Source organism: Rhizobium sp. L43 (assembly GCF_002531725.1).
GTDB lineage: Bacteria > Pseudomonadota > Alphaproteobacteria > Rhizobiales > Rhizobiaceae > Rhizobium.
Window position 1 is genome coordinate 191,588 of the sequence record NZ_NWSQ01000014.1, and the last position, 22,570, is coordinate 214,157.

A 22,570-nucleotide genomic window follows, 5' to 3' on the forward strand; every position below is an offset into this window, starting at 1 on the left:
AAGCTGACCCACGTTGCGGGAGGTCCCGGCGGGTTTTCCGCCGGCGGAGGGTCAATGCTTCCAGGCTGGGTCATATTCGCGTCTGCCTTCGGCTATCTGCTGCTGCTTTTCGCCGTGGCAAGCTATGGCGACCGCAAGAACCGCAGCCAGGGCACGCTTGATCGCGGCCCGGGCATGCTCGGCCCGGGCACGCTGGAAGGCGGATGGCCGGTCGTTTATGCGCTGAGCCTTGCGATCTACTGCACCTCCTGGACCTATTTCGGCAGCGTCGGGCTTGCCGCACAGCGCGGGTTGGAATTTGCCGGCATCTATATCGGCCCGATCCTGGTCTTCACGCTCGGCATGCCGCTGCTTCGCCGCATCATCGAGCTCGCCAAGGCCGAAAAGCTCACCTCGGTTGCCGATTTCGTCGCCGCGCGCTACGGCAAGAACCCGACGGTCGCGACGATCGTCGCGCTGATCTCGCTGATCGGCACCATTCCCTATATCGCGCTGCAGCTGAAAGCCATCTCCAGTACCGTCAGCGCCATGGTCAACCCGTCCGATTACGGCATCGGCAGCGGCAATCTCTATTTCCTCGACCTGCCGCTCCTCGCAACGCTGGTGCTCGCCTGCTTCGCCATCATGTTCGGCACCCGGCACACCGATGCGACCGAACACCAGGACGGGCTGATCCTCGCCGTCTCGATGGAATCCGTCGTCAAGCTCGTCGCCTTCCTGACGGCCGGCGTCTGCGTCATCTGGTTTCTCTTCGACGGTCCGGCCGACCTCTGGCAGAAGACCGTCGACAACACGCTGGTCATGTCGGCGCTGAATTACCATACGCCGATCAGCCGCTGGATCACCCTGATCCTGCTGTCGGCCTTCGCGATCATCCTGCTGCCGCGGCAATTCCACGTGACGGTCGTCGAAAACCGGACGCCGAAACAGTTGAAACTCGCAGGCTTCCTGTTTCCTGTTTATCTCATATCAATCAATCTCTTCGTGCTGCCGGTGGCGATCGGCGGGCTGTTGACCTTCGGCGGCAACGGCAATGCCGATTTCTACATGCTGTCGCTGCCGCTGGCCGGCCAGATGCCGGTGGTGTCGCTGATCACCTTCATCGGCGGCTTCTCCGCCGCAACGGCGATGGTCATCGTCGATTCGGTGGCGCTGTCGATCATGGTGTCGAACGATATCATCATGCCGATCTTCCTCAGGCGCAAACTCGCCGGCCGCGCCAGCCTGCGCGACAATTTCGCCAAGACGCTGCTCAACATCCGCCGCAGCGCCATCTTCGCCGTGCTGCTGTTCGGCTATGCCTATTACCGCTCGACCGACAGCACCGCCGGTCTTGCCTCGATCGGCCTGCTTTCCTTTGCCGCAATCGCGCAGATCGCCCCAGCGCTCTTCGGCGGGCTGATCTGGCGGCGGGCGAATGCGCGCGGCGCAATCCTCGGGCTGACCTCCGGCTTCGTCATCTGGGTGTACCTGTTGTTCCTGCCCTCGCTCGGCGGCCCCGATTATTCCTATGTGGCAAGCGCCGTGCTCGGCTTCATCTTTCCCGGGACGACGCTGTTTACCGCGCCCGACGCCGATCCGCTGGTCAATGCGACCGTTATGAGCCTGCTCGTCAACACCGCCTTCTTCGTCGTCGGTTCGCTCACCCGCAATGCCAGGCCGCTGGAACGCATTCAGGCCGGCATCTTCGTCAAGCGGCATTCGCGCTCGCAATTTGCCACGCGCGGCTGGAAGACCCGCATCAGCGTCGGCGACCTCAAGGCGGCGATCTCGCGCTATCTCGGCGAAGAACGGATGCAGCGTTCGCTCACCACCTACGAACAGACTTCCGGCCGCAAGCTGGAGGATGAGCAGCCGGCCGACATGGCGCTGATCCATTTCAGCGAACAGCTGCTCGGCAGCGCCATCGGCTCGTCCTCGGCCCGGCTGGTGCTGTCACTGATCCTGCAGAAGATCGAGGATGCCTCGTCCGACACGGCCTGGCTGCTCGACCAGGCGAGCGAGGCGCTGCAATATAACCAGGACATGCTGCAGACGGCGCTGTCGCAGATGGATCAGGGCATCGCGGTGTTCGACAGTTCCAACCGGCTGACGATCTGGAACCGGCGCTTCCGGCAATTGCTGGATCTGCCGGAAAGTGCCGGCCAGGTCGGTTTTCCGCTATCGGAGATCGTCACCACGCTCAGCCAGCGCGGCGACATCGCGCCCGGCGATCTCAGCCAGACGGTGCGGCATTTCCTGACGCTCGACAAACCCTTTTCGCTGGTGCTCGGCGGCGGCGAGCGGATCATCGAGGTGCGCTCCAACGCCATGCCGGACAAGGGCATCGTCGCCACCTTCACCGACATCACCCAGCGCGTCAACGCCGACCAGGCGCTGAAACAGGCGAACGAGACGCTGGAGCAGCGCGTCGCCGAACGCACGGCCGAGCTCACCCGCGTCAACCGTGAACTCGGCGAGGCACGCGCCGCCGCCGACGAGGCGAATATCGGCAAGACCCGGTTTTTCGCCGCCGCCGGCCACGACATTCTGCAGCCGCTCAATGCCGCCCGGCTCTATTCCTCGGCGCTGGTCGAGCGCATGGCGCAATCCGACAACAGCCCGATCGTGCGCAACATCGATTCCGCACTGGAATCGGTCGAGACCATTCTCGGTGCGGTGCTCGATATTTCGAGGCTCGATACCGGCGCCATGCGGCCGCGGCTTGCCGCCGTGGCGCTCTCCGACCTGTTGAAGCGCATCGAGACCGATTTTGCGCCGATCGCCCGGGAAAAACAGCTGAAACTGGTGGTCATGCCGACGTCGCTCAGGGTGCGCTCCGACCCCAATCTTTTGCGCCGGCTGGTGCAGAACCTGGTCTCCAACGCCATCAAATACACGATCACCGGCAAGGTGCTGGTGGGTGCGCGGCGGCGCGGCAACCAGGTGATCATCCAGGTGATCGATTCCGGCATCGGCATTCCGCCGTCGAAATTCCGCACCGTGTTCAAGGAATTCGCGCGGCTGGATGAAGGCGCCAAAACCGCCTCCGGCCTCGGGCTCGGCCTTTCGATCGTCGACCGCATCGCCCGCGTGCTCAATCATCCGGTCGAGCTGCAGTCGACGCATGGCAAGGGCACTGAATTCCGCATCGCCATGCCGCTCGACGTCTCGCGTCCGGCCGCGGCCGCGGCGGCCGCCACCCCTGCCGACCGCCCGGGGCAGCCGCTCAAGGGGCTGAAGATCCTCTGCATCGACAACGAGCCGAAGATCCTCGAAGGCATGCGGCTGCTGCTCAGCGGCTGGGGTTGCGAGGTCACTGCGCTGGATTGCCTCGCCGACGTGATATCAAGCGACGGCCGTGACGGGCCGCCGGATCTCGCCATCGCCGACTATCATCTCGGCGACGGCACCGGCATTGCGGCGATCCTGCATCTGCGTCGGCAGTTCGGCGCCGATATCCCTGCTTTGATGATCACCGCCGACCGCACGCCGGAGGTGCGCAGCGAAGCCGAGCGGTACGACATCGCCGTTCAGCACAAACCGGTGCGGCCGGCGGCGCTGCGCGCCTATATCACCCAGATTTCCGGCCTGAAACGCGCAGCCGCAGAATAAACTTAGTCCGGTGTGTTCATGACGCGGGTGACCAGATCGCGCACACGCGCCGTATCCGGCACGTCGCCGAACAGGATGCGATACATGATCGGCGCCACCACCTGATCCATGACGAGATCGACATCCGGAAACGGCCCGCCGCGCGCCATTGCCCGCTCGGCGATGACGACGATTTGCTGGCGGGTATATTCGCAGCATTTGCAGGCATTGGCGCCCGCCTGCGCCGCCAGCACGTCGCGGATCATCTCGCGGCCCGGACCCGAGGACATTTCCTCGGCATATTGCTCGGCCCAAGCCTCGAGATCGGCCCTGCCGCTGCCGGCATCGACCGGCTGCATATCCGGCCGCAGCCGCTCGACGGCGACATCGGCAAGTAGCGCCTGCAGGTCGCCCCAGCGGCGATAGATGGTCGATGGCGTCACACCCGCCTTGCCGGCGATCAGCGGAATGGTCACCTCGGCGCGGCTCATTTCGGCCAGCAGTTCACGCACCGCCTTGTGCACCGATGCCTGAACCCTGGCGCTTCTGCCGCCCGGGCGGAGATTCTCTTTCACTGCCATGCCTGCAACTTTCCCCCTTAATACGATGGTTCAATATCTTTGACAGCTCTATTAATGCAAATAATTTGCTTTTACGAAATGCCGACCCTAAAGTTTAAAGCAATCACTTAGCTTTAAGGGGCTTATATATGGTCACCGCCACCAAATCCACAGAGAATGCGCCGCGCCCCTCGATCGGCTTTCATGCGCTGACGCTCGCCACCTTCTTCGGCGCCTCCGCAGCGCCGACGCCGCTCTACCGGATCTATCAGGAGAACTTCGCGCTCTCGCCGGTGCTGATCACAGTGGTCTTCGCCGTCTATGCTTTCGCGCTGCTGGCAGCACTGCTGACCGCCGGTTCGATCTCCGACCATCTCGGCCGCAAGCCGGTGATCTTTTTCGCCCTGGTGCTCGAAATCATCGCCATGGCGCTCTTCGTCGTCGCCAGCGGTCCCGGCTGGCTGATCGCGGCGCGGATCGTCCAGGGTATTGCAACGGGGATTGCCGGCGCCTCGCTCGGAGCCGCGCTCGTCGATGTCGACCGGGCCAAAGGGCAGATCGTCAATTCGATCGCGCCGCTTTGCGGCATGGCGGTCGGCGCGGTCGGCACCAGCGCCTTGATCCAATACGGTCCCTTCCCGATGCACCTCACCTATGCGCTGCTGCTCGTCGCCTTCGCCCTGCAGGCGGCCGCCGTCTGGCTGACGCGCGAGACCGGCGGCACCCGGCCGGGCGCGCTCGGGTCGCTGATCCCGCGCGTCACCGTTCCGCCGCAGGTGAAGCGGCCGCTGTCGCTGGTGACGCCGATCAACATCGCCAACTGGACGCTCGCCGGTTTCTATCTCTCCCTGGTCCCGTCGCTAGTCGCCAGCACCACCGGCAGCGGCGCGCCGCTGACGGGCGGCGCCGTCGTCACCGCACTGATGGTGAGCGGGGCAATCGCCGTCTATCTCAGGCGCGGCAAGACGGCCTCGGCCAATCTCGGTTTCGGCGTGTCGGCGAAGACGCTCGGTATCCTGACGGTCGTTGCCGGCGTGCATCTCGCCAACGTGCCGCTGCTTCTCATCGGCACCGTCTTCACCGGCACCGGTTTCGGCACCAATTTCCTCGGCTCGATCGGCACGATCATGCCGATTGCCAAACCGGACGAGCGGGCCGGATTACTGGCGGCCTTCTACGTGCAGAGCTACCTCGCATTCAGCCTGCCGGCGATCCTTGCCGGGTTCCTGGCGAAATCGGCGGGTTATGCGCTGACAACGGATATTTATGCGACGGCGATCCTGGTTTTGATGGGTGTCGGGATCATCGCGGTTCGCGCCGGCCGGCGAAAGGCGGCGGAAAGCGCAGCCTGACATTCTTCACCGCCCGAGGCGAAGGGATCCGTCTCCGGTCAACAGGCTGTGTCAGAAGTCCTCCCAGCCATCGCCGGCCGAAGCTGCTGTCTTTGAGCCGCCACTGAGGGCGACAGCCAGCGTCTTCTTCAATGCGCGGGCCGGAGAGGGAACGGGGATCGCCGTGTGCGATGATACGACTTTCGGAGCGGTGATCGGACGCGGGACATTCGAACGCGTCGCAGTCGAAGTCATGCCCGCGCCGGTATCGAGCCGGAACTGACCCAGGCGTCCGGAGAGGGCAGAGACCTCGGTCGCAAGCGTGTGGGCCGCCGCGTTGGACTCCTCCACCATAGCCGCATTCTTCTGCGTCGCCTGATCCATCTGATTGACGGCGGTATTGATTTCCTGAAGGCCGGTCGACTGCTCGCGCGCCGACTGAACGATCGCCTCGACATTGCGGTCGATCTGCTGCACCTCCTGGACGATGCCTTCCAGGGCATCACCGGTCTGGCGGACCAAAGCAACACCCTGTTGTACTTGGCCGCCGGATGAGCTGATCAGCGCCTTGATTTCCTTGGCCGCGCCAGCCGAGCGCTGCGCGAGCTCGCGGACCTCCTGAGCGACGACGGCGAAGCCCTTGCCGGCTTCCCCGGCGCGCGCCGCCTCGACGCCGGCATTCAGCGCCAGCAGGTTTGTCTGGAAGGCGATCTCGTCGATGACGCCGATGATGTTTGAGATCGACTTGGACGATTGTTCGATGTCGTGCATCGCCTCGACGGCCCGTTGCACGATCTGGCCGGAACGTTCGGCATTTTCCTTCGCTCGAACAACCATCGATCCTGCTTCTTCGGCACGCGCCGTGGAATCCTTGACCGACGTCGTAATCTGCTCCAGCGCTGCCGCCGTTTCCTCGACGGAAGCCGCCTGCTGTTCCGTCCGGCGCGCCAGATCGTCGGCGGCGGAACGGATCTCCTCGGTGCCGCTTTGAATGACCGCGGCATTTTGCGAGAACGACAGCAGCGCCGACCGCAGTTTGACGACCGACTCGTTGAAATTGACGCGGGTCTCGTCAAGCGTCGCTGCGAAAGACTGATCGAGTGCGATCGTCACGTCGCCTTCCGCAAGCTTGGCGAGGCCAAGCGCCAATTCGCCGACGGCGAATTTGACGTCCGCTTCCTGGGCCTGGTCAATCCGGGCGCGCTCTGCACGCTCCTTTTCCTGCAGCATACGGTTTTCTTCCGCCTCGGCCTGCAGACGCGCTCTTTCGCGGTTGCTCTCGAGCAGTGCCTGCAGGGAACGCGAGAGGTCACCAATTTCGTCCTTCGCGTCGCCGTCTTTCAAGGTCACATCGAGTTTGCCGGCGGCAATGTCGGCAGTCTCGCCGATCACGCTGGAAATCCGGCCGACGAAGCGGCGGGCGATCAGCCAGCCGGCGAGACCGAGCAGCAAGGCCGCCAGGCTGGTGGCGAGAATGGCATCCCGCACCACCGTATAGAGAGCCCCGAAGAGGGTCGCCTTCGGGACCGAAACGATCGCATACCAATTCGAGCTCTCGGCAAGCTTGACCGCGACGGCAATCGCCAGAGAGATGCTGCCGTCCTCATTGGTCACCTCATGCTCGACGCCTGGAGTGGCGATCAGACGGTCCCAATCCGCAGTCTTTACGCCCGTCTCCGACAGGCTCTTGCCGATGAGGCTCGCATCCGGATGGCTGACGACCTTGCCGGCGCTGGTGACCAGTCCAAGGAAGCCCGCTCCCATGGGGCGAACGGCCGACAGCGCCTTGTTGGTGTCCTGCAGCGACAGGTCGAGACCGGCAACACCGACCGCCTTTCCATCGATGATGATCGGCTTAGTCACGGAGGTCATCAAAACATCCTTGCCGTCGATCGCATAGGAATAGGGCTCGATGACAAGGGTTTTGCGCTGGGTGAACGGCAGCTGATAATAGTCGCCCGGCCCGGCCACAGTGTAATCGGTCAGCGCGGTATGGGTGATCTGGCCGCCGCTGCGCACCCAGTAGGGCACATAGCGACCCGTCGCATCATGACCTTCCTTGCCGACATAGTCCTTGTCCTTGCCGTCGAAGGCATTCGGCTCCCACCCGGTCCAGGTCCCAAGGATCGGCGGGTTGGCTTGCAGCATGTTGAACAAGACCTTGTCGGCCTTGGTGCGATCGGTGTCGCCCAGTTCCTTCATCGTCGTCAGCACGGTGTCCAGTCCGTCGACGATATGCACGCTGCCGCCGATATTCTTTTCGACCTTCAATGCCTCGGCCGTCGCGATCTGGCGCATCGCTTCGATGCTGCCGCTGCGAATTTCAGTATAGGACCGATAGAAAATGATGCCGGAAGCAACAATAACGGCAATGACGCCGCAGGCCGCCACGGAAAAAAGATTGCGACTCGTCGTAGACTTGAAAAGCATGTTCCCGCTCGCCCCCGCTGCTGTACTGGCGCACGCCTTAAGTCAATTCGCCGGCGCTTGAACAACCGTCATCCAGCAGAAACTGAAGGCCTCCCAAGATCGATGCTTGCAAAATTTGATTAAAAGAAAGTTCTTATTCTCCACGAACTGGCAACGGAACTATCCGCTTCCAGTTTAGATCCCGTGCTGCATGCCCTACTGCCAATTGCAGGATAAAATTATACAAACAGAGCTTGGCTTCACGGCTTGAGATCAAGCAGCGCCCGGCCGCTGCCATCCATGGCGAAAGGCACCGAGGCGTGCTGGTGGGCGACCAGCCAGCGGCCGTCCTCTTTGACGAGGCCGAGCGTCTGGCGGAACCAGAGATCGACCTTGGCGCCATCGGTCTTGGTTCCCGTCATGTGCATGAGGCCGCTCCAGAAGGCGACATCGCCGCCGACAGTCAGCTTGGCATCGCGCACTTCACCGCCGATCGGGCCTTCCCAGGTGTCGAACCAGGCCTGCAGGCCGGCCTGGTCCTTGCCGTAATAGACGAGCGGCGGCGCCAGCGAAAACTCGACGGACTCTTCCGCCTCATAGGAAAGCGCCTCCTCGGCGTTCTTTTCCCCCAGCGCCTTGGCGCGCATCATCAGCATGGCGATGACCGCCTCTTCCTCATGTCTGGCGTTCGTTTCATCTTTCACATCCGTTCTCCTTCTCCGCTATGAACCAAGGACGAACGGGATGACGACGATCCGACAGGCTTTATGCAATTCCAGCAAAACTGCTGCAGGGTTTTGCCGGAATGACGTCAGAGATAACTCGTCACTTCAGGTTCGTTCCACCAGGCATCATGCCTGCCGTCGGAATAACGGACCGGCAAGGCCGCGAGTTCCTCAGGGGTGATATCGTCGAGGCAGGCGATGTTGATCGAGACATAGGCGCCGCCGATCGCCTCGACATAACCGTCGCCAAAGGCCGGCACGCCGCAGGTGCGGCAGAAGCGGTGATGACCGCTCATCGTGTTGAACTGGTAGTCCGATGTTTCCGCCGGGTCGCACATCAGCCGGAAATCCTCCGGCTTGACGTTGGCGCCCCAATAGCGCCGCTTGGCGCAGATCGAACAATTGCAGCGGCCGGTGCCTTCTGCGAGGTCCATGTCCACTTCATAATGCACTTTGCCGCAATGGCAGCTTCCCTTGTAGGTTTTCTTCATGGGTGATCTCCTCCTTCGGCGTTGCATCGATCAATCACATATGACAATATGTTGTCATTATGGATGAGATACAAAATCGACAACATGTTGTCAAACAAAATCGACCGGAGCGGACGATGGAGGGGAATGCCTTTTCCGCTTTCGCGATCACGGCGCTTCGCCTCGCCGGCCATCTGACGGCCGCCGGCGACCAGCTGGCAAGACCGGCAGGACAGACAAGCGCCCGCTGGCAAGTGCTGGCCGCAGCAAGGCGCGGCGACATGTCGGTGGCGCAGATCGCCCGCGCCCTCGGCCTCGCCCGCCAGGGGGTACAGCGGCTTGCCGATGTGCTGGAGGGCGAAGGGCTGATCGAATATGCCGATAACCCGCAGCACCAGCGGGCCAAGCTGGTGCGGCTGACGGCGGAGGGGGCCGCGCGGCTTGACGTCATCGAGGTGGCGCAGGCCGGATGGGCCGATGGGCTCGGTGCTGCGTTCACCTCGGCCGAACTCGATGCGGCGCGGGTGGTGATGGCGCGGGTGATGGAGATGCTGGAGGGTGGCGAGACGGGTGGAGGTTGAGCGGTTTAGCTGTCTTGCGGGACTTGTTGTCGCCAGCGACGAATTCAGTTTGGTGATGCGAAAGATTCTTTAAAGTTCTGCCGTGGCCGCCCCCTCTGCCCTGCCGGGCATCTCCCCCACAGGTGGGGAGATCACAAGTGGCTTGAACTTCCTGCTTGTCTACCGTTTCGCCGTGCTGGACGCTCATTGTTTGGGGAAGCCGGTGCGCCCAGCCAATCTCCCCACCTGTGGGGGAGATGCCCGGCAGGGCAGAGGGGGGTATCGCGGACGCATTGCTTAGGAAAGGGCACAGCATCAACCACCCAGAAACAAAAAAAGGCCGGGCTAACCCGACCTTCCCTGCCATCTCAACGAACCGTGCCAGTACATCCGTGGTCACGATCCGGAGATGATATTCAATGCCCGCGCGTCCAGAAGGACGCGCTGTAAGGCTTAGGCCGCCTGGAGGCGGTCTGCCGACATCTTGCCGGACTTGTTGTCGCGGACGAGCTCGTAAGACAGCTTCTGGCCATCCTTGAGATCGCGCATGCCAGCGCGTTCAACGGCGGAGATGTGGACGAAAACGTCGGCTGCGCCGTCGTCCGGCTGAATGAAGCCGAAGCCCTTGGTTGCGTTGAACCACTTTACGGTACCAGTGCTCATGACGATATCCTTTTCGAATCGTTCATAGAAGAATGCAGCCCGGACAGATGCCCAAGCGGCGATGAAAACCGATTTTGGAGGAAGTTCGCCAGGAACGACGCAAGCGCCGTTTCAAAGTTCATCTAGCAAGATCGATGCGTGAACGTTTAATCGGGAATTGTGTCCGTGACAAGGCGTCCGCAAGGAAAAGTCGAATTAGGGTTGGCTGATCGATATCGAACAATTCTTAAATATCGTGCCGCGGCGCCCCTCTGCCCTGCTGGCCAGAGGGGGGCGGCCACGGCACAATGGCAAAGACAGCTTATGCCGCCGCCCCCATCTTCGCATAGGGATCGAACCGTCCGTAGAACGTCTCGCCCTTGGCGGCCATGTCCCTCAAAAGCGGCGTCGGCTGGAAGTGACTTCCGTAAGCTCCGGCTAACTTTTCAGCCAGTTCCACGAAGGCCTTTGCGCCCATGCCGTCGATATAGCTCAACGCCCCTCCGGTATAGGGCGCGAAGCCGAAGCCGAGGATCGAGCCGACATCGGCCTCGCGCGGGTCGGTGACGATGCCTTCCTCGACGGTGCGGGCGGCTTCGAGCGCGATGGTAACGAGGAAGCGCTGCTTCAGGACGGTGACGTCGACTTCATCCGCCGGCTTCTGCGGGTAGAAGCTCTTGAGGTCGGGCCAGAGCGACTTCTTCGCCGGCTTCGGCGGGTAGTCGTAGAAGCCTTTGGAATTCTTGCGGCCGGAACGGCCTTCCTTTTCGACCATGCGCGAGATGAGGTCCATATGCCTGGGGTCGACGGCCTTGTCGCCGAGATCGGCGACCGTCGCCTTGAGGATCTTCAGTGAGAGGTCGATGGCGACCTCGTCGTTCAGCGCTAGGGGTCCCACAGGCATGCCGGCCATCTTGGCGGCATTCTCGATCATAACAGGCGGTACGCCCTCGATCAACATGTCGTAGCTTTCCGACATGTAGCGCAGCACGCAGCGATTGACGAAGAAGCCGCGGGTGTCGTTGACGACGATTGGCGTCTTCTTGATGGCGGCGACATAATCGAGCGCGACGGCGAGCGCCCTGTCGCCGCTTTCGCTTCCGAGGATGACTTCGGTCAGCATCATCTTCTCGACGGGCGAGAAGAAGTGGATGCCGATGAAATCGGCAGGCCGTTTCGAATTCTTCGCCAGCCCCGAGATCGGCAGGGTCGAGGTATTGGAGGCGAAGATTGCGCCTTCCGGCAGCACGGCTTCGACAGCCTCGATGACGGCTTTCTTCACCTCGCGATCCTCGAACACCGCCTCGATGACGAGATCTGCATTGGCGAGGGCGGCATAGTCGGCCGACGGCGTGATGCGGGAGAGCAGGGCTGCCGCCTCGTCTTGCGTAAGACGCCCCTTACCGACAGAATCCTTGACCAGGCCTTCGGAGACGGTTTTGCCCTTGGTCGCCGCTTCGATGTCGCGGTCGATCAGCGTCACCGGAATGCCGGCGGCGGCGGTGACATAGGCGATCGAGGCGCCCATGAAGCCGGCGCCGACGACACCGACATGTTTCAGCGCGGTCTTCGGGATGCCTGCCGGGCGGCGCGCACCCTTGCCGAGCTCCTGCATCGAGATGAACAGCGAGCGGATCATCGAGAAGGCTTCGCGGGTCTGCAGCACCTCGGTGAAATAACGCTGCTCGATCTTCAGGCCGGTGTCGAACGGCACCTGCAGGCCTTCATAGACACATTTCAGGATGGCAAGCGCTGCCGGGTAATTGCCCGATGTTTCCCTGCGCAGGATCGCCGGAGCGGCCGGCCAGAGCTGGGCGGAAGCCGGCGTCCAGATGCCGCCGCCCGGCGCCTTGAAGCCCTTCTCGTCCCAGGGGGCGACCGGCTTCAGGCCATCCTTGATCATCTGCTTGGCGGCCGGGATCAGCTGATCAGGCTCCACCACCTGATGCACGAGGTTCATCGCCTTGGCGCGGGAGCCGGTCAGCGACTGGCCCGTCGTCATCATCTGCAGCGCGTCCTGCGCGTTCGCCAGCCGCGGCACACGCTGGGTGCCGCCGGCGCCGGGGAAGATGCCGACCTTGACCTCGGGCAGCGCGATCTTGACGCTCTTGGCATTGGAGGCGACGCGGCCGTGGCAGGCGAGCGACAGTTCGAAAGCGCCGCCCATGCAGGTGCCATTGATGGCGGACACCCAGGGCTTGCCCGATGTTTCGAGCTTGCGGAACAGACCGCTCATGCGGCCGACCAGACCGAAGAGGGTCTGCACGGCCGTCTCGGGGCTCTTTGCCTTCTCCTCCTGGTAGGAACTGAACATCGACTTGATCATCGACAGATCAGCGCCGCCGGAGAAGGAGGATTTGCCCGAGGTGAAGACGACGCCCTTGACGGCGGCATCGGCGGTGGTGGCGTCGATGATGGCGTCGAGTTCAGCCATCACCTCGGCGGTGAAGACGTTCATCGATTTGCCCGGCATGTCCCAGGTGACGAGAGCGATGCCGTCGGCGTCGGTTTCGAGCGTGAAATTGGTGTAGGTGCTCATCTTGGGAATTCCTCTCCCTGAATTCTTTGGCGGTGAAGCCCCTCCCCGCAAGGGAGAGGGCTTGGATCGCATCAAACGCGTTCGATAACCGTTGCCGTGCCCATGCCGGCGCCGATGCAGAGCGTCACCAGCGCGGTGTTGAGGTCGCGGCGTTCAAGCTCGTCCAGCACCGTGCCGAGGATCATCGCTCCGGTGGCGCCGAGCGGATGGCCCATGGCGATGGCGCCGCCATTGACGTTGATCCTGCCGTGGTCGATGTCGAAAGCCTGCATGTAACGCAGCACCACGGCGGCGAAAGCTTCGTTCAGTTCGAAGAGGTCGATGTCGGCAAGGCTCATGCCCGTGCGCTTCAACAGTTTCTCGGTGACGTCGACAGGCCCGGTCAGCATCAGGGCCGGATCGGAGCCGATATTGGCGAAAGCCTTGATGCGGGCGCGCGGCTTCTTGCCCATGCTCTCACCGCCGGCTTTGGAGCCGAGCAGGACGACACCGGCGCCATCGACGATGCCGGAGGAATTGCCGGCATGATGGACATAGTTGATGCGCTCGATCTCCGGATGGGCCTGGATGCCGACGGCCTCGAAGCCGCCCATCTCGCCGGGCATCTGGAAGGACGGATTGAGGGAGGCGAGCGCCTGCATATCCGTGCCGGGGCGCATATGCTCGTCCTTATCAAGGATCGTCAGGCCGTTCTGGTCCTTGACCGGGACGACCGACTTGTCGAACCAGCCCTTTTCCCAGGCATGGGCGGCACGCTTCTGGCTCTCGACCGCATAAGCGTCGACATCGGTTCTGCTGAAGCCGTATTTGGTGGCGATCAGATCGGCCGAGACGCCCTGCGGCATGAAATAGGCCGGGAAATTTACCGAAGGGTCCATGAACCAGGCGCCGCCAGACATGCCGAGACCGACGCGGGACATGCTTTCGACGCCGCCAGCGATGACGATGTCGTCGGCGCCCTGGGCGATCTTGCCGGCGGCGAAATTGACGGCATCGAGGCCGGAGGCGCAGAAGCGGGAGATCTGCATGCCGGGCGCCCGGGTGGAATAACCGGCTTCGAAGGCGGCGGCCTTGGGGATGACGGCGCCGGCATCCATGACCGGATCGACGCAGCCCATGATGATGTCGTCGACGGTGCCTGTGTCCAGCCCGTTGCGGTCGCGGATCGCTTCCAACGTCTTGGCCGCGAGGCGGACGGAAGGCACCTCATGCAGGGCGCCGTCCTTCTTGCCGCGGCCGCGCGGCGTGCGGGCGTGATCGTAAATGAAAACCTCGGTCATTTCCTCGTCTCCCTGGCGGCAATCTATCCTGCCTCAAATCTTGGAAGGAGGGGAAAGGCCCCCTCCCCAACCCTCTCCCCACAAGGGGGAGGGAGAACCGGCTCAAAACGCTTCGGCGGCCAATTCCATCATCGTGTCGGCGCCGGCCTCGATGCGGGCCTTGCGCAGCGTGGTTTCCGGCATGATCCGCTCCATGAAGAATTTCGCCGTGATCAGCTTGTTCTTCAGGTAATCCTCGCGGGCGGCATCGCCCGATGCAAGGCCATCCTCGGCGGCTTTGGCCATCTTCGCCCACATATAGCCGAGAACGACCAGGCCGAAGAGGTGCATGTAGTCGGTCGAGCCGGCGCCGGCATTGTCGGGCTTGGCCATGGCGTTCTGCATGAACCACATGGTCGCGGCCTGGACGTCGTTCAAGCCCTTCTTCAGATGCTTGGTGAAGAAGGAGAGCTTTTCGTTGCCGCGGTTCTCCTCGCAGAAATCGCCGATCTCCTTGAAGAGCGCCATGGCGGCGCGGCCGCCGTTGAGGGCGAGCTTGCGGCCGACGAGATCGAGCGCCTGGATGCCGTTGGCGCCCTCATAAATCATGGCGATGCGGGCATCGCGCACATACTGGCTCATGCCGTGTTCTTCGATATAGCCGTGGCCGCCGAAGACCTGCTGGGCCATGACGGCATGATCGAAGCCCTTGTCGGTCATCACGCCCTTGAGGATCGGGGTGACGAGGCCGAGAATATCGTCGGCCGTCTGTCGCTCCTTCTCGTCGGTGGAGCGGTGGGCGATATCGGATTTCAGCGCCGTCCAGAGCAGGAAGGCGCGGCCGGCCTCGTTGAAGGCGCGGATGGTCATCAGCGAGCGACGAATATCCGGATGGACGATGATCGGATCGGCCTTCTTATCCGGCGCCTTGGGGCCGGACAGCGAACGGCCCTGGATGCGGTCGCGGGCGTAGCTGGCGGCATTCTGATAGGCGATCTCGGAAATGGCGATGCCCTGCAGGCCAACCATCAGGCGAGCCTCGTTCATCATCACGAACATCGCGTTGAGGCCGCGGTTTTCGGCGCCGATCAGGAAACCGGTCGCCTCGTCGTAGTTCATCACGCAGGTGGCGTTGGCGTGGATGCCCATCTTGTGCTCGATCGCGCCGCAGGAGACGGCATTACGGGCGCCGAGCGCGCCGTCCTGGCCGACGAGGAATTTCGGAACGATGAACAGCGAAATGCCCTTGGTGCCCTCCGGCGCACCCTCGATGCGGGCGAGCACCAGATGAACGATATTGTCGGCCAGGTCGTGCTCGCCGGCGGAGATGAAGATCTTCTGGCCGGAGATCTTGTAGCTTCCGTCGGCCTGCGGCACCGCCTTGGTGCGCAGCATGCCGAGATCGGTGCCGCAATGCGGCTCGGTGAGGTTCATGGTGCCGGACCAGGAGCCGTCGACCATCTTCGGCAGATAGGTGCTCTTCTGCTCGTCGGTGCCGTGGACGAGGATGGCGGCAATCGCGCCTTGCGTCAGGCCGGGATACATCATCAGCGACATGTTGGCGGCGGAGGTATATTCGCCGACGGCGGTATGCAGCGTATAGGGAAGCCCCTGCCCGCCGAATTCCTCCGGCACCGCAAGGCCGATCCAGCCGCCGTCGCGATATGCCTTGTAGGCTTCCTTGAAGCCCTTGGGGGTCGAGACGCTGGCATCGTCGTGGCGCGTGCAGCCTTCCTGGTCGCCGGAATAATTCAGCGGGAAGAGCGCTTCCTCGGCAACCTTGGCCGCCTCGCCGAGGATCGCTTCGATCAGATCGGGCGTCGCATCGGCAAAACCGGGAAGATTGTTGTAGCGTTCGAGGCCCAGCACGTCGTTCAGGACGAAGAGCGTATCGTTCACCGGGGCCTTGTAGACTGGCATCTTGCGAATTCCTCCCATTCGATTGACCGGATCGCGCCGGCCTCGGGCACTGTCTTACAAAATATTGACGTTTGCGTAAACGTCAAAATCTGCAGGCCGGCCCGCTTTTTGCGAAAAAATTTCAACCGGCGAATCTGCCGGTGATGAAGCCCCCGAAAGGCACGAGACGTCATCTCCCCTTCCTTGTCCATCCGGGAATGGCGTATAAGCGGAAGCGTCGTTCAACCCGCCATTCGGGAATGCCAAAGGAGGATCGCCGGGATGATCAGTTTCGAGGCGATAAGGCAGCGGGCGGAGCAACGGAAAGGCGGCGCGGCGGCACTGCAGGCATTGCTGGAGAAACACCGGCCGGATCACGACCGGCTGCGCGCTATGCCTGACGATCGCATTCTGGCGGATATGACAAGGCGCATCTTCTATAGCGGCTTCGTCCAGAAGGTGATCGATGCGAAATGGCCGGGTTTCGAGGCTGCCTTTGCCGGTTTCGATCCGGCGGCGCTGAATATCGCCCCGGACGATTATTGGCACGATCTGACGTCGGACGAACGGATTATCCGCAACGGCGCCAAGATCATGTCGGTTCGCGCCAATGCCGCCTTCACCCGGGAGCTGGCGAAGGAATACGGCAGCGCCGGCGTCTTCTTCGCCGATTGGCCGCGGGAGGACCAGATCGGCCTTCTCGAGCTGTTGAGCAAACGCGGCAGCCGGCTCGGCGGCATGACCGGGCAATATTTCCTGCGCGGCATCGGCCGCGACAGCTTCGTCGCCACGATGGATGTGCTCGCCTGCCTCAAATCGGCCGGCGTGCCGCTCTCCTCCTCCGGCACGGCGAAGAAGGACCAGACGCTGATCCAAGAGGCCTTCAACGATTGGGCCGAGGAGACCGGCCTTTCCTTCATCCATCTGTCGCGCATCAGCGCCTATTCGATCGATGCGGCGCAACCGCACTGAAATTCGTCCGGACGGTAGCGCGAGCTCTCCGGGCTTCCTACGTCTGTGCGACGATCCATCGAGGACAAGATATGACCGACTTTCCCTATGGCAGCGCGCTGATCGTCGGCGCCGGTTCCGGCATCAGCGCATCGCTGGCCCGGCACTTGTCGGCGCTCGGCGTCAAGGTCGGGCTCGCCGCCCGCAATATCGACAAGCTTCGGGGGCTCTGCGACGAAACCGGCGCCAGCGCCTTTCACGCCGACGTCTCGCAGCCGGCAAGCGTCGCGGCGCTGTTCGACGAGGCGGCCTCTGCCATCGGCGGGCCCGAGGTGGTGATCTTCAATGCCGGCGCCCGCGTGCGCGGCCCGCTCGCCGAACTTGATCCCGCCGAGGTGGAAAAGGCGATCGCGACCACCGCCTTCGGCGGCTTTCTGGTGGCGCAGCAGGCGGCGCAGCGCATGATCCCGCCCGGCCACGGCGCCATCCTCTTCACCGGCGCGTCGGCAAGCGTCAAGGGCTTTGCGCAATCGGCGCCCTTCGCAATGGGCAAGTTCGCGCTGCGCGGCCTTGCCCAGAGTGCGGCGCGCGAACTCGGGCCGATGGGCATCCATGTCGCGCATTTCGTCATCGACGGCGGGGTGCGCTCGCAGACCCGGCCCGACAGGGAAGAGAAGCCGGATGGCACGCTGCTGCCGGATGCGATCGCCCAGACCTATATCGACGTGCTGCGCCAGCACCGCAGCGCATGGTCGCTGGAGGTGGAAGTCCGGCCGTGGACGGAGAGCTTCTGAGCTCCGCGACAGATTGACAAGGCAACTTTCGCGACAGCGTCAAACGGACTATGTTCCGTCCTCTGAGTTGGCTGGGAGGAACCGATGCCGCGTCTGGACCACGTCACCATCGAAACCCGCGATGCGCCTAGAATGATCGCTTTCTTCGAAACCTTGCTCGGCGTCAAGGAAGGCTATCGGCCACCCTTCGCTTCGCCCGGCCACTGGCTCTATCTCGACGAACGCCCGGTCATCCATCTCAGCCTGACATCGCGCAGCACCGATTTTCCGGCCGGCATCTTCAACCATGTCGCCTTCAGCCTTTACGAATTCGGCCCGGCGCTGGATCGCATCAAGGCGACCGGCTACCGCTACGAATATTACGATATTCCCGATACCGACCTCGGCCAGGTCTTCGTTTACGGCCCCGAGAGCGTGAAGATCGAGCTGCAATATCCGCGTCCGGCCTGATCGTGGCGGCGCCATCGATCTGACGAATTGAACGGCAATTGCCGTCAAAAATGGCGGTTGCAACACAAACGTTAAAAAATTCTCATCGAGATTAACGGCTTGTTTACCACGTTTCGTGAAAGGTGCGGATTGAGCAGTAGTGATCCGCACTCCTTTTGTCAGTCTCGCGTTTCTAAGGATGCCGCTACATCGTTCAGCTTGAGGAAAGTCTAATTGACTAACTTCTGATGAATGGTGCGCTCGGTCCGCGGCAAGCCGCGGGCAGCAGACGGAAAAGCCAAGGATCGAGCTCTGACGAGAGGTCGAGCAGTCGAAGCGAGCAAGAAGATGAACGGATCGCGATCAAATCCTTCCCGGCAGTCCGACAGGACCTCGCTCGATGCGCTGAACCGCACGATCGAAGGGCTGGAGGCACGCATCGAAGGGCTGATGGGCAGTGGGCGCGAACAGCGGCCGCGCACGGCAACGGCCGAGCGCGATCCCTATGCCGGCGCCAACGCCCCGCGGCCCGCACGGGCGCCGCTCGAGCCGCGGCCGGATCCGCTCGCTGAAATCCGCCAGCGCCAGCGCACCCTCGAAGCGGGCCGCGACCGGCTCTACGGACGCGAGCCGGCCCCGCTCCCACGCGAACCGGCGCCGCGCGCCGCCGCGCCGCTGCCGGCACCCGCCTTCCGCGCCGGCGACGACACGATGACGGAGATTGCCCAGGCGCTCGTCAATCTGCGCCAGGACCTGAAGCGCGACATTTCCGAGGGCGTCACCCGCGAGATGAACGCGCTGCGCGCCGAACTGCGCGAGATCAAAACGAGTGCCGGAGACGGCCGTTTCGCCGACGAAATCCGCGCCGACATGGGCCGCCTTGCCCAGAGCATCACCCAGCTGACCGGCCGCTCCGCCGGCCCGGAGGCCGCCGGCCTGCGCGAGGATTTCGAGGATCTGCGCTCGCTGATGGACGGGCTGGCGCGCGAGGATTCGCTGCGCCACATGGAAAACCGCTGGGACGGCTTCGAGAGCCGGCTGGCCGCGCTCGATACCGAGGGGCTGCAGGAAGAGCTGGTTTCGCTCGCCTACCGGCTGGATGACATCAAGCGTCATATCGGCGGCATGGGCGAAAGCCCGGCCGTTCGCGCGCTGGAAGACAAGCTGATTGCCATCGCCACGGCGATGGAGCAGTTCGGCAACATGATCCAGCCGCACGACCGGGTCATGTCCGAACAGTTCGCCGCCATGGATACGCGGCTCGACGAAATCAGCCGGGCGATCGCAGCCAGCGGACGCGCCGCCGCGACCAACGACCCGGCGCTGATGCAGCGGCTGGAAAGCCGGCTTTCGGCGCTCGCCGACCAGATCGACCTGATGAGCCATGATGCGGCGAACCGCGTGAACCCGGCCGACGAGCTGGCGATGCGGCTGGAGGCGTTGACGACGCGCGTCGAGGAGCTGAGCAAGGCGGAAGCGACGTCGCGGCTCGACGAACGGCTGGAACAGCTCTCCTATCTTCTGGAGCACACGCAGAAGGCAGCACCCCAGCCCGACCTCACCGGCCCGCTGTCCGATATTTCCCGCAAGATCGACGCGCTCGAGAATGGCGCCGTCAATGATGTGCTGGCACAGCGGCTCGATTATCTCGCACGGCGCATCGACGAGATGGCCTATCAGCAGCCGGCGCCGGCAGCAGTGATCGACGACGGCGCCTTCCAGCGTCTCGAAGGGCGGCTGAGCGACATTGCCGCCCGGCTGGAAGAGAGCACGGCGGCAGCGCCAACCGATTCGCGCGCGCTGAAGAACCTCGAAGACCAGATCGCCAATCTTTCGGCGCTGATGAGCGAGCCGCGCGAAAGCGCTGCGATACCGGCCGATTTCGACCGGCGCATGGGCGCGATCGAAGACTATATGGCGACCAGCGACGAATATATCATCGAGGCGGCGCGCCAGGCGGCGGAAGCGGTGGTCGAAGCCTATGCGCGCAATGGCAACGCACAGGGTGGTGTGCCCGCTGCCGACATGTCGGCGCTGACGGCGCTGGCCGAGGATCTGCGACTCCTCGAAGATATCAGCCGCGACAGCGAGGAACGCACGCACAAGACGTTCAAGGCGCTGCACGAGACGCTGGTGCATATCGCCGACCGCCTCGACGGCATGGAAGAGCGCGGCCGGCCGGTCGCCCAAATGCCGGTCGCGGACGTCGATTTTGATGTCGATCCCTATGCGCTGATGGTGGCGGAGGCCGATATGGACAGGACGCCGGCCGCTGCCCCCGCGCTGAAGGCCTCTCCGGTGATCCGCACCGCCGAGGTTGCAGCCGAACCGGCCGCCCCGGCACAAGCCACCGCCATGAGCGGAACGAGCGCGATCGCCATCGAAGCCGCGACCAGGACGCCGGAGGCTGCGACATCGGCACCGGCAAAGGTCAGCCTGCTCGCCAGCCTCGGCAAGCGGCTGCTGCCCGGCAAGAAAGCCGAGGCCCGCGCAACCGAACGCCCGATGATCGACCCCGCACCGTCGATCGATCCGACCGACGTGGTGCCGACGGATGCGGCAAACGAGCTGCTTGAGCCGGGTTCCGGCGCCCCCGACGTGAAGAAGATCCTCGAGCGGGTCCGCGCCAGCCAGAGTGCGGCACGCGGCAAACCCGCCGCTGAGACCGATCGCGCCGATTATATTGCTGCTGCTCGCCGTGCGGCGCAGGCCGCCGCGATGGAGGTCGACGCCAACCCAAAACAGACAGCCGTCCAATCAGAAAAGAAGGGTGCCGCCGCCGACAAGGTCGGCAAGACGTCCGACAAGGCTTCCGACAAGACTGGCAAGACCAGCGCCTTTTCGCGCTACCGGCGGCCGATCCTGCTGGCGGTCGGCGCCGTGCTGCTTGCCATCATGGCCTTTCCGCTCGCCCGGACGCTGACGAGCGGCGAGCGCGCACCGCAGGCACCGGCGGAAGTTTCGGCGCTGACCGGGGCGGCGGAAAACCCGTCACCGGCCGTGCCGGAAGTAACACCCGCCCAGCCGGACACCGCCGCTCTCGGGACCACCGCTCCGGCAGCGGAGGCTACCCCTCCCCTCTCGGAGCAGGCGCAGCCGGAAGCTGCCCCGCCGGTTGTCGGCGAGCATCTGACCGACGCAGCGCCGCTCGACGGCGAAGGGGCTGCGACATTTGCTCCCTCGGCTCCATCAGGCGCAGCACCGGAGACATCGGGCTTCGTTCCCGCGCCGGCAGCATCCGCACCGCAGGCCGCAATCACCATTCCCGACACGGTCCAGCCGAAATCGCTGGCCGACGCGGCAAGCACCGGCGATGCGCTGGCGCTGTTTGAGATCGGCGCGCGGTATTCTGACGGCCGCAACGGCATGACGGTCGATCAGAAGCAGGCGGCAAGCTGGTACCAGCTTTCGGCCGACAAGGGTTTTGCGCCCGCAGAATACCGGCTCGGCAGCATGTACGAGAAGGGCAACGGCGTCGAACGCGACATCGCCAAGGCGAAGGGCTTCTACGAACAGGCGGCCAACCAAGGCAATGCCAGCGCCATGCACAATCTGGCCGTGCTCTACGCCTCCGGCGCGCTCGGCCAGCAGGATTATGCGACGGCGGCCTCGTGGTTCACCAAGGCTGCCAACCTCGGCATCACCGACAGCCAGTTCAACCTGGCGATCCTCTGCGCCCGGGGCAACGGAGTGCCGGCGGATCTCGAAGAATCCTACAAATGGTTTGCGATCGCCGCCAAGGCCGGCGACAAGGATGCGAGCCAGAAGCGCGACGAAGTGGCCAATGCCATGAAGCCCGACCAGCTCGAACGGGCCCGCGCCAAGGCCGATCTGTGGAAGCCGGAGCCGCTCGACCACCGCACCAACGCCATCGACATTCCCGACGAATGGGCGGGAACCGGCCCGAAGACGGCGAGCGTCGACATGAAAAAGGCGATCCGCAACATCCAGGCGATCCTCAACAATAACGGCTTCGACGCCGGCGCGCCGGACGGCGAAATGGGCGCGAAGACCGTGACCGCGATCAAGAGCTTCCAGAAGTCGGTCGGCCAGGAACCGGACGGCAAGGTGACCGACGCGACCGTCAAGGCGCTGCTCGAGCGCAACAAGCAGGGCAGCAAGGCGATCTGAGGCGCGGCTTCTCGACTCCCCTTCTCCCCAGCGGGGGTCCGAAGGACGGGGCCAGACCCGTGGCTCGACCCCGGTCGGTGCCCGTAGGGCGGATGAGGGGGCCGCAAAGCTGGTCTTTTCCTCCTGCGGGCTCCGACTGCACCGGCATCGTTTCCTGCCGGAATAGGTGAATTATGTGAAGGGTGTGCCGTGTGGCCCCCTCATCCGACCCTTCGGGCCACCTTCTCCCCGAGGGGCTATCAGATTCACACATCATCGAAAGCTGAGAGGAGGAGGGATACGCCGCGCTTAGCGGCCT

General features: G+C 63.5%; 15 protein-coding genes. 7 read left to right on the forward strand and 8 right to left on the reverse strand.

Going from position 1 to position 22,570, the window contains the following annotated elements:
- Nucleotides 1-54: 54 nt before the first annotated feature.
- Nucleotides 55-3,594, forward strand: coding sequence for a PAS domain-containing hybrid sensor histidine kinase/response regulator (locus CO667_RS19945; protein WP_097619990.1), 3,540 nt, complete (start codon nucleotides 55-57; stop codon nucleotides 3,592-3,594).
- Nucleotides 3,595-3,596: 2 nt separating this feature from the next.
- Here CO667_RS19945 and CO667_RS19950 read toward each other — a convergent pair whose 3' ends face one another.
- Complete coding sequence (locus CO667_RS19950; RefSeq protein WP_097619991.1) at nucleotides 3,597-4,154, reverse strand: TetR/AcrR family transcriptional regulator; 558 nt, start codon at nucleotides 4,152-4,154, stop codon at nucleotides 3,597-3,599.
- Between the two features lie 128 nt (nucleotides 4,155-4,282).
- Between CO667_RS19950 and CO667_RS19955 the strand changes: the two genes are divergently transcribed.
- Nucleotides 4,283-5,485, forward strand: coding sequence for an MFS transporter (locus CO667_RS19955; protein ID WP_097619992.1), 1,203 nt, complete (start codon nucleotides 4,283-4,285; stop codon nucleotides 5,483-5,485).
- A 51-nt stretch (nucleotides 5,486-5,536) separates the two neighbouring features.
- On the opposite strand, the gene CO667_RS19960 is transcribed toward CO667_RS19955, so the two are convergent.
- The 3 genes from CO667_RS19960 to CO667_RS19970 form a co-directional block, all read right to left on the reverse strand.
- Nucleotides 5,537-7,894, reverse strand: coding sequence for a methyl-accepting chemotaxis protein (locus CO667_RS19960; RefSeq protein WP_097619993.1), 2,358 nt, complete (start codon nucleotides 7,892-7,894; stop codon nucleotides 5,537-5,539).
- A 239-nt stretch (nucleotides 7,895-8,133) separates the two neighbouring features.
- A complete protein-coding gene (locus CO667_RS19965; RefSeq protein WP_097619994.1) occupies nucleotides 8,134-8,577 on the reverse strand; it encodes a nuclear transport factor 2 family protein in 444 nt (147 codons plus the stop codon).
- Between the two features lie 107 nt (nucleotides 8,578-8,684).
- Entirely contained in the window at nucleotides 8,685-9,089 is a 405-nt protein-coding gene (locus tag CO667_RS19970; protein WP_097619995.1) for a GFA family protein, read from the reverse strand.
- 59 nt (nucleotides 9,090-9,148) lie between these two features.
- Here CO667_RS19970 and CO667_RS19975 point away from each other — a divergent pair, with 59 nt between their 5' ends.
- On the forward strand, nucleotides 9,149-9,649 hold the full coding sequence (locus CO667_RS19975; RefSeq protein WP_097619996.1) for a MarR family transcriptional regulator: 501 nt from the start codon (nucleotides 9,149-9,151) through the stop codon (nucleotides 9,647-9,649).
- Nucleotides 9,650-10,081: 432 nt separating this feature from the next.
- On the opposite strand, the gene CO667_RS19985 is transcribed toward CO667_RS19975, so the two are convergent.
- From CO667_RS19985 to CO667_RS20000, 4 genes are all read right to left on the reverse strand, one after another.
- Nucleotides 10,082-10,291 carry a cold-shock protein gene (locus CO667_RS19985; protein ID WP_003545273.1) on the reverse strand — a complete coding sequence of 70 codons (210 nt, stop codon included), beginning with the start codon at nucleotides 10,289-10,291 and terminating at the stop codon, nucleotides 10,082-10,084.
- A 301-nt stretch (nucleotides 10,292-10,592) separates the two neighbouring features.
- Nucleotides 10,593-12,809, reverse strand: coding sequence for a 3-hydroxyacyl-CoA dehydrogenase NAD-binding domain-containing protein (locus CO667_RS19990; protein WP_097619997.1), 2,217 nt, complete (start codon nucleotides 12,807-12,809; stop codon nucleotides 10,593-10,595).
- A gap of 71 nt (nucleotides 12,810-12,880) precedes the next feature.
- On the reverse strand, nucleotides 12,881-14,089 hold the full coding sequence (locus tag CO667_RS19995; protein ID WP_097619998.1) for an acetyl-CoA C-acetyltransferase: 1,209 nt from the start codon (nucleotides 14,087-14,089) through the stop codon (nucleotides 12,881-12,883).
- A gap of 102 nt (nucleotides 14,090-14,191) precedes the next feature.
- Nucleotides 14,192-15,988, reverse strand: coding sequence for an acyl-CoA dehydrogenase C-terminal domain-containing protein (locus tag CO667_RS20000; protein WP_097619999.1), 1,797 nt, complete (start codon nucleotides 15,986-15,988; stop codon nucleotides 14,192-14,194).
- A 261-nt stretch (nucleotides 15,989-16,249) separates the two neighbouring features.
- Here CO667_RS20000 and CO667_RS20005 point away from each other — a divergent pair, with 261 nt between their 5' ends.
- The 4 genes from CO667_RS20005 (at nucleotide 16,250) to CO667_RS20020 (ending at nucleotide 22,272) form a co-directional block, all read left to right on the forward strand.
- Complete coding sequence (locus CO667_RS20005; RefSeq protein ID WP_097620000.1) at nucleotides 16,250-16,939, forward strand: DNA-3-methyladenine glycosylase I; 690 nt, start codon at nucleotides 16,250-16,252, stop codon at nucleotides 16,937-16,939.
- A 71-nt stretch (nucleotides 16,940-17,010) separates the two neighbouring features.
- Nucleotides 17,011-17,712, forward strand: coding sequence for an SDR family NAD(P)-dependent oxidoreductase (locus tag CO667_RS20010; RefSeq protein WP_097620001.1), 702 nt, complete (start codon nucleotides 17,011-17,013; stop codon nucleotides 17,710-17,712).
- Nucleotides 17,713-17,796: 84 nt separating this feature from the next.
- Nucleotides 17,797-18,162, forward strand: a complete 366-nt coding sequence (locus CO667_RS20015; RefSeq protein ID WP_097620002.1) for a VOC family protein — start codon at nucleotides 17,797-17,799, stop codon at nucleotides 18,160-18,162.
- Between the two features lie 327 nt (nucleotides 18,163-18,489).
- Nucleotides 18,490-22,272 carry a peptidoglycan-binding protein gene (locus tag CO667_RS20020; protein ID WP_097620016.1) on the forward strand — a complete coding sequence of 1,261 codons (3,783 nt, stop codon included), beginning with the start codon at nucleotides 18,490-18,492 and terminating at the stop codon, nucleotides 22,270-22,272.
- Nucleotides 22,273-22,570 lie beyond the last annotated feature (298 nt).